Origin of the sequence: Aneurinibacillus sp. UBA3580, from assembly GCF_002375825.1 — a bacterium.
GTDB lineage: Bacteria > Bacillota > Bacilli > Aneurinibacillales > Aneurinibacillaceae > Aneurinibacillus > Aneurinibacillus danicus.
On record NZ_DFMZ01000110.1, the window covers coordinates 1 to 6,850 of the forward strand.

The window sequence follows — 6,850 nt, forward strand, 5'->3', positions numbered from 1 at the left end:
CAAAAGTCAGCCGCCTTTCCCACAATTTTCATGTCGGGGTTGCGGCTGAAACGCCATGGTGGTTTTCTGTGAAAATCATGAGGAAAGAAAGAGGAGAAGAGGGAGGAAAAAAGATCTAAGGAAGAAAAAGGCCTTCGCCTTTTTCTACATTAAAATCTCCTTCTCATTCTTTCTTCTTTTTTTCTTCGTACCACTAAAGCCAGCCGCCCTTCCCATGATTTTCATGTTGGAGTTGCAGCTGAGACGCCATGGTGGTTTTCTGTACAATGAGAAAAACTCGCGGACGTGGCCGCTCGTGCTTTTTCCGCAAAGAAGCGAAACAGCCGCTTTGTGGCCCTTCGGTCGGACCGGCAAAACATCCGGCTACCTCGATGAGGGAGACAATTGCCGGTCTTTCTCTCCCTTAAGGGCCACACGCTCCACACGGAAACAGCAACGGTCGGCACACGCCTCGCAAGCTTTTCCTTGTTTACGAATGAATCTTACGTTAAAACGCTGTCATCATCGAGTGAACGGTGGAGCTTCATATATTCGACATACATGGCAATCCGCCATGGCACAATCATTCCGAACGCCAGAATGAAAAATAAACCGGCCGTCTCTTCCATACTTACATACATGCCTACATATGATTTTAACGCCAGCCGCAGCAAAACAAGACCAATCAGAATAAATACAAAGGCTTTCGATCTTTTCAGATAGATATCCTTGCCTATCACTTCAAATTTCGAAGTAACGATTAACGGATACGATAGCAGCGTACCGACGAAAAAGGCAAACAGCGCATAGGTGACGTGTACATGCATAGGCGGATACAAAAACATGGAAAAACCTGTACTCATGAAAAAAGGCGGCAAAATAATCTTCTTTAAAGAAGCGGGCTTCTTCGAGGCCCGCATGCGGATGAAGAATACCATCATTGCCATAAACACGCCGATAACCGCGCTCAATATGGTCATACTCACAGAACATCCTGCCCCGAAAAATCGTAGCAATTCGGAACAGGACACCTCCTTTCTATAACCAATAAATTTTATTGAATCTCCACAGCAATCTACAATTTTTAAGACCATATCTTTTTAAAACTTTTCCATCTACGGTAGTAATGTTGCATTGTTTCTTTTCTGGATACATTGCCGTAATCCATCCAATATATTTTTCACCATTCCTTTTTACATATTCAATCAAATCTCTATGTTTAAATCCATTTACTTCCTCAGCTTTTGTCTTACTTTTTCTTCTCATCGGGCGAATCAGCCATTCTTTTACATTCACATCGTCCACTTTGAGTCCTGTAATTATAATAGCATCATTACTATGACTCTTTTCTATACCCCAATCAATTCGTTTATTAGCAGTATCTCCACCTGTTGTTAATTCTAATTCTGCAATTTTGCTTACCTCTTGTCTGAGATAATTCTTCCCTTGCATCACGTGTTGAGCATAATCTGTTCTTACATTCTTACCTTTCATCATACTCTGATAACGCTCAATAAACTGTTCTTCTACACCTTCTGTTTTATCGTGGCATTTACTACAAAGAGTGATAAGATTATTTATCGAATCTGCACCTTTTAATCTTCTAGGGACAATATGATGGACTTCTAGTACACAATTGGTTTTATCACATTCCATACACGTGAAGTCGTCTCTTAATAATACTGCTTTTCTTAAATTTTCATCCAATCTATTTGATTGCTGGTATTGCCATGAGTATAATTTCTTTCCTTCTGTTAAGACTCTAATATCAATCATAACGTCTTCAAGAGTGATTTTAGATATACGAATCCATTGTTTAAGTTTGTTAATGACCCGTAATACTGCGTCACGTTTTTGTTTGATACTTGGAGCAATTCTTTCTATTCTTTTGCTATTTCTTCTATTATCAAACCTCGCAGGACGATAGCCTTTATGGCTTCGTCTATACCTTCTATACCCACGCCTGATATCCATCAAGTGCTTAACATCTTGTCGCTGTTCGATTTGTCCTTTGAATACTACTTTATTTTTGGTTTTACATTCCTGGACGATCGCAATCCCCACATGTTTGCTTCCATCATCAATACCGCAATGAAATGTAGATTCATCAATGTCCTCATTATCTACAGTTTTATTTAATTGAATAACCATAGGGTATTTTTGAATCAATTTTGCACGTTTCTTTCTTATAAGATACCAAGCATTATTTACAGATGTAGGCGAAAGTTGCTTTCCTTTCTCATCCAATACAAAAGCAAATTCTTTAGTCATTTCTGACTAACCATCCTTTTGGAGAATTTTCCTTCTTGCCCAAATCAGGAGAGTGGACATGTGTTTTTGGCGTTCAGTTTCCATAACCTAGGCGAACTTTCTTCCTCAACACTCACAGGGCAACGGACTGAAGGTACATCCGAGGGTGTGACTTTACCATATTCCCCCAATCCAGTTCATCATGCTGTTTTCCTTTCAAAAAACTACACTCACTGGGGCGAGAGAACACCAAACTACATCGTAATAAACCTGAAGGTTACGATTTGTTACGATATTTTAAAGCAGTTTGAAGTTCCTTCATTACGCCATTCGTTTTCTCTTTCTTCCGTCTACTGTCCTGCGCCTCATGTACAAGGTCTGCCTTATTTTATTATACATTATCAGGAAGAAAAAAATACAACTCCTTCTCTCCATTGGTGAGATATTCTGCACCATTCAGTAAAAAGAACCACGGCTGTCCGGCCGTGGTTCCTACTCACTTTGTCCACTCCTACTGTTCGTGCTGATCTACATCGACTAACTCATTGCGCTGTACCGGATCATGGTACGCCCATACCTCATCCACAACGCCGCCGCCTTCATCCATCATGCGATCCATACCTTCCGCCACATCCTCCAAGAACGACATTTCCTGCCTGTTACGCGGATCCATGTATCCGTCATTCCTCCTTATCAAAGAATTTGGCCTACAGTCTTTAGGATAATAAAAGCGGTTTACTTTATACGTTACCTTTCCCCTCATATCTGCCTTTGAATCGCGCATACTAAAAACGGCTTGAAATTTTGGAAAAACGGAGGACACTTGTTATGAATAGTAATCAGATGCTGCGGGAACTATGTCGGACCCGACTCGATGATGGATCCTATTATTACCGTCTGCAAACGCTCGAAGAAAAAGGCATCGGTACCGTCTCCAAATTGCCTTTTTCCATTAAAATTCTGCTTGAGGCCGCTCTGCGCACAATGGATAATCGCGCCATTACGGAAGAACACGTAAAGCGGATTGCCAACTGGAATCCGAATGCCAGACCGGAAGAAATGTTCGAAATCCCGTTTATTCCTTCCCGCGTAATTCTGCAGGACTTCACCGGGGTTCCGGCCGTAGCCGATCTCGCTGCCATGCGGGACGCCGTCTCCCGTCTCGGTCTGGAAGCGGAGAAAATTAACCCGCTCATTCCCGTCGATCTCGTCATCGACCACTCCGTTCAGGTCGACCGGGCAGGCTCTGACACGGCGCTGAGTTTCAATATGGAAAAAGAATTTGAGCGTAACCAGGAGCGCTACAAATTTTTGCGATGGGCTACCCAGGCGTTTACCAATTTCCGTGCCGTGCCACCTTCCGTCGGCATCGTCCATCAGGTTAACCTTGAATATCTCGCCTCTGTTGTAACAAAGCGGGAAACGGAAAACGGTACCGAAGTGCTGCCTGACTCGCTCGTGGGCACAGATTCGCATACGACGATGATTAACGGTCTCGGCGTCCTCGGCTGGGGAGTGGGAGGCATTGAAGCAGAAGCGGCCATGCTTGGACAGCCGATGTATTTCCTGCTTCCGCATGTCGTCGGCTTCGAGCTGACCGGAGAGCTTCCGGAAGGATCTACTGCCACCGATTTGGCGCTCACCGTCACCAACATCCTGCGCAAAAAAGGGGTTGTAGGCAAATTCGTCGAGTTTTTCGGCAGCGGCCTTGATTCAATGGCGCTTGAAGACCGGGCCACTATCGCTAACATGGCTCCGGAATATGGTGCTACCGCTGGCTATTTTCCAATTGATAAGCAAACGCTCCGCTATCTTCGCACAACGGGACGTTCGGAAGAACACATTGCCCTCGTAGAAGCGTATACCAGAGCGCAGGGGTTATTCCGTACGGAAGATATGCCAGCTCCGGCCTACTCGGAAGTGATTACGCTCGATTTAGGCAGCGTCGTTCCAACATTAGCAGGACCAAAACGTCCGCAAGATCGCATCGATTTAACCGAGATGAAAGAAGAATTTGAAAAGATACTGCGCGCACCAATTAAAGAAGGCGGATTCGGATTATCCGATGAGAAAATCAAGCAGGAAGTGACCATCACCTATCCGGATAATACCAGGTCGACGCTCCGTACCGGTTCCGTTGTCATCGCCGCAATTACCAGCTGTACGAACACTTCGAATCCGTCCGTTATGATCGGAGCCGGCCTTGTGGCAAAGAAGGCGGTTGAAAAAGGCTTGCGCCGTAATCCAAATGTCAAGGCAAGCCTTGCGCCCGGCTCACGCGTTGTCACGCAATACCTGGACGATGCGGGTCTGACACCGTATTTGGATAGGCTTGGTTTTAACACGGTAGGTTACGGCTGTACCACATGCATCGGCAACAGCGGTCCGCTTATCCCGGAAGTAGCCAAAGCGGTCGCAGAAAACGACATGACCGTCACATCCGTACTCAGCGGAAACCGTAACTTTGAAGGCAGAATTCATCCGCTCGTCAGAGCCAATTATCTGGCTTCGCCACCGCTTGTCGTCGCCTATGCACTGGCCGGCACGTTTGATATTGATATGTACAATGATCCGATCGGTCACAACGGGCAGGGAGAGCCAGTCTATCTGCGCGATATCTGGCCAAGTGAAGAAGAAGTGCAACAAGTAATTGACTCGATTATCACACCGGAGATGTACCGTGAGAAATACGACAACGTGCTTGCATTTAATGAAAGATGGAACGAGATTCAGATAGCGGAAGACCAGATTTATAACTGGGACAAAGATTCCACCTATATTCAATCACCTCCGTTTTTTGCAGACTTCTCACAGGAAGTGCCGGGCATCCATCCGATTAAAGGTGCACGCCTGCTGGCATTGCTGGGAGATTCCGTCACTACAGACCATATCTCGCCGGCCGGTGCCATTAAACCGGACAGTCCCGCCGGGAAGTTCTTGCAGGAGAAAGGTGTGAAAGTACGCGATTTCAACTCGTACGGCTCCCGCCGCGGCAATCATGAAGTCATGATGCGGGGTACCTTCGCCAATATCCGTATCCGTAACCGTCTGGCACCCGGTACCGAGGGTGGTGTTACAACATACCTTCCGACAGGCGAAGTCATGTCCATTTACGACGCGGCGATGAAATACAAAGAGGAAGGCATTCCGCTTATGATCATCGGCGGCAAAGAGTATGGCACAGGAAGCTCGCGTGACTGGGCAGCCAAGGGTACGCTGCTGCTGGGCGTTAAGGCCGTTATCGCAGAGAGCTATGAACGGATTCACCGTACCAATCTGGTGTGCATGGGAGTTCTCCCGCTGCAGTTCGAGGAAAAAATGGGTGCGGACACGCTGGGGATTACCGGCGAAGAGACGTTTGATATTCCGGAATTAACCGACAGGGTTCAACCCCGTCAGAAGATTGAAGTGCACGCTATGCGTCCGGACGGCTCAACTTTCACATTTAAATGTACCGTACGCCTTGATACGGATGTAGAAATTGATTATTACAAGAATGGCGGAATTCTGCAGCTGGTGCTTCGCAAGCTCATCACCGATAAACAACCGTCGCTTTCCTCATAAAAACAAGAGGCTGTCTCAAAAGGTTGTTGGAACTCAAATGAAATACAGTATATAGATTACTCACCGTTTTCCATGCGTATATATGGCAATAAAGAAGGGTGCCCCACCACTTTGGGACACCCTCTTGCGTATATGTCATTTATACAATTGCCCTCAACTCACTGTTTTTCATCGCTTTGTCAATCGTTGCGCCACCCAGACAGACTTCCCCCTGGTAGAATACAACCGCTTGTCCCGGCGTGATGGCACGCTGCGGCTCATCAAACACAACTCTGCAGCGGTTACCCGGTTCCATATGAACCGTCACTCCCTGATCCGGCTGACGGTACCGGAACTTAGCGGTACAACGGAACGTCTTCGGCATTTCGCGGCCACTCACCCAGTGTACGTCCGTCGCTTCCAAATAGTCGCTGTACAATCGCTCATGGTCCGTTCCTTGTGCCACATAAAGAATATTATTTTCTATATCTTTATCTACTACGAACCATGGCTCTCCCGTACCGGAGCCACCGCCAATGCCCAATCCCTGACGCTGACCGAGCGTATAGTACATCAGCCCGTCGTGACGCCCCTTCAGTTCACCGTCTACAGAACGGATTTCGCCTGGATTGGCCGGCAGGTAGGAACTCAAGAACTCCTTAAAGTTGCGCTCCCCGATAAAGCAAATTCCGGTGCTGTCTTTCTTCTTCGCCGTCGCCAGACCGGCTTTTAGCGCAATCTCCCGCACCTCGGTTTTATGCAGATGACCGAGCGGGAACATCGTTTTTGACAGTTGATCCTGATCAAGTTGATTCAAGAAATAGCTCTGATCTTTTTTCGGATCGAGGCCACGCAGCAGACGGTACTCGCCGTCATGGAAATCCACCTGCGCATAATGCCCGGTCGCCACATAGTCCGCTCCCAGATCCAGTGCCCGATCCAAAAAGGCCCTAAACTTGATTTCTTTGTTGCACATTACGTCCGGATTCGGTGTACGTCCTTTCTTATACTCGTCAAGAAAATACGTGAATACCCGGTCCCAGTATTCCTTCTCAAAGTTCACCGTATAATAAGGAAT

6 protein-coding genes are annotated in these 6,850 nt (G+C 46.6%); 2 read left to right on the forward strand and 4 right to left on the reverse strand.

Annotation, left to right across the window (positions count from 1 at the left end):
• Positions 1-482 precede the first annotated feature (482 nt).
• Both B2899_RS15365 and iscB read right to left on the reverse strand, forming a co-directional pair.
• Complete coding sequence (locus tag B2899_RS15365) at positions 483-959, reverse strand: CcdC family protein (protein ID WP_146812340.1); 477 nt, start codon at positions 957-959, stop codon at positions 483-485.
• A 58-nt stretch (positions 960-1,017) separates the two neighbouring features.
• Entirely contained in the window at positions 1,018-2,250 is a 1,233-nt protein-coding gene (gene iscB, locus B2899_RS15370; protein ID WP_286886947.1) for an RNA-guided endonuclease IscB, read from the reverse strand.
• Between the two features lie 60 nt (positions 2,251-2,310).
• Between iscB and B2899_RS15375 the strand changes: the two genes are divergently transcribed.
• The gene (locus tag B2899_RS15375; RefSeq protein ID WP_286886949.1) at positions 2,311-2,670 is read left to right on the forward strand and encodes a hypothetical protein; all 360 of its coding nucleotides are present in this window, start codon (positions 2,311-2,313) and stop codon (positions 2,668-2,670) included.
• 70 nt (positions 2,671-2,740) lie between these two features.
• On the opposite strand, the gene B2899_RS15380 is transcribed toward B2899_RS15375, so the two are convergent.
• Positions 2,741-2,902 (reverse strand): hypothetical protein, encoded by a 162-nt coding sequence (locus B2899_RS15380; protein ID WP_170230072.1) that lies wholly within the window; start codon positions 2,900-2,902, stop codon positions 2,741-2,743.
• Positions 2,903-3,057: 155 nt separating this feature from the next.
• Here B2899_RS15380 and acnA point away from each other — a divergent pair, with 155 nt between their 5' ends.
• Positions 3,058-5,793 carry an aconitate hydratase AcnA gene (gene acnA, locus B2899_RS15385; protein ID WP_286886952.1) on the forward strand — a complete coding sequence of 912 codons (2,736 nt, stop codon included), beginning with the start codon at positions 3,058-3,060 and terminating at the stop codon, positions 5,791-5,793.
• Positions 5,794-5,932: 139 nt separating this feature from the next.
• On the opposite strand, the gene mnmA is transcribed toward acnA, so the two are convergent.
• Positions 5,933-6,850: tRNA 2-thiouridine(34) synthase MnmA (mnmA, locus tag B2899_RS15390; protein ID WP_286886954.1), on the reverse strand; the 918-nt coding region annotated here is incomplete at its 5' end.

Bases quoted from the DNA above. Each gene is read 5' to 3' on its own strand.
- B2899_RS15365 (WP_146812340.1), bottom strand. From the start codon at position 959: ATGACCATATTGAGCGCGGTTATCGGCGTGTTTATGGCAATGATGGTA.
- iscB (WP_286886947.1), bottom strand. From the start codon at position 2,250: ATGACTAAAGAATTTGCTTTTGTATTGGATGAGAAAGGAAAGCAACTT.
- B2899_RS15380 (WP_170230072.1), bottom strand. From the start codon at position 2,902: ATGGATCCGCGTAACAGGCAGGAAATGTCGTTCTTGGAGGATGTGGCG.
- acnA (WP_286886952.1), top strand. From the start codon at position 3,058: ATGAATAGTAATCAGATGCTGCGGGAACTATGTCGGACCCGACTCGAT.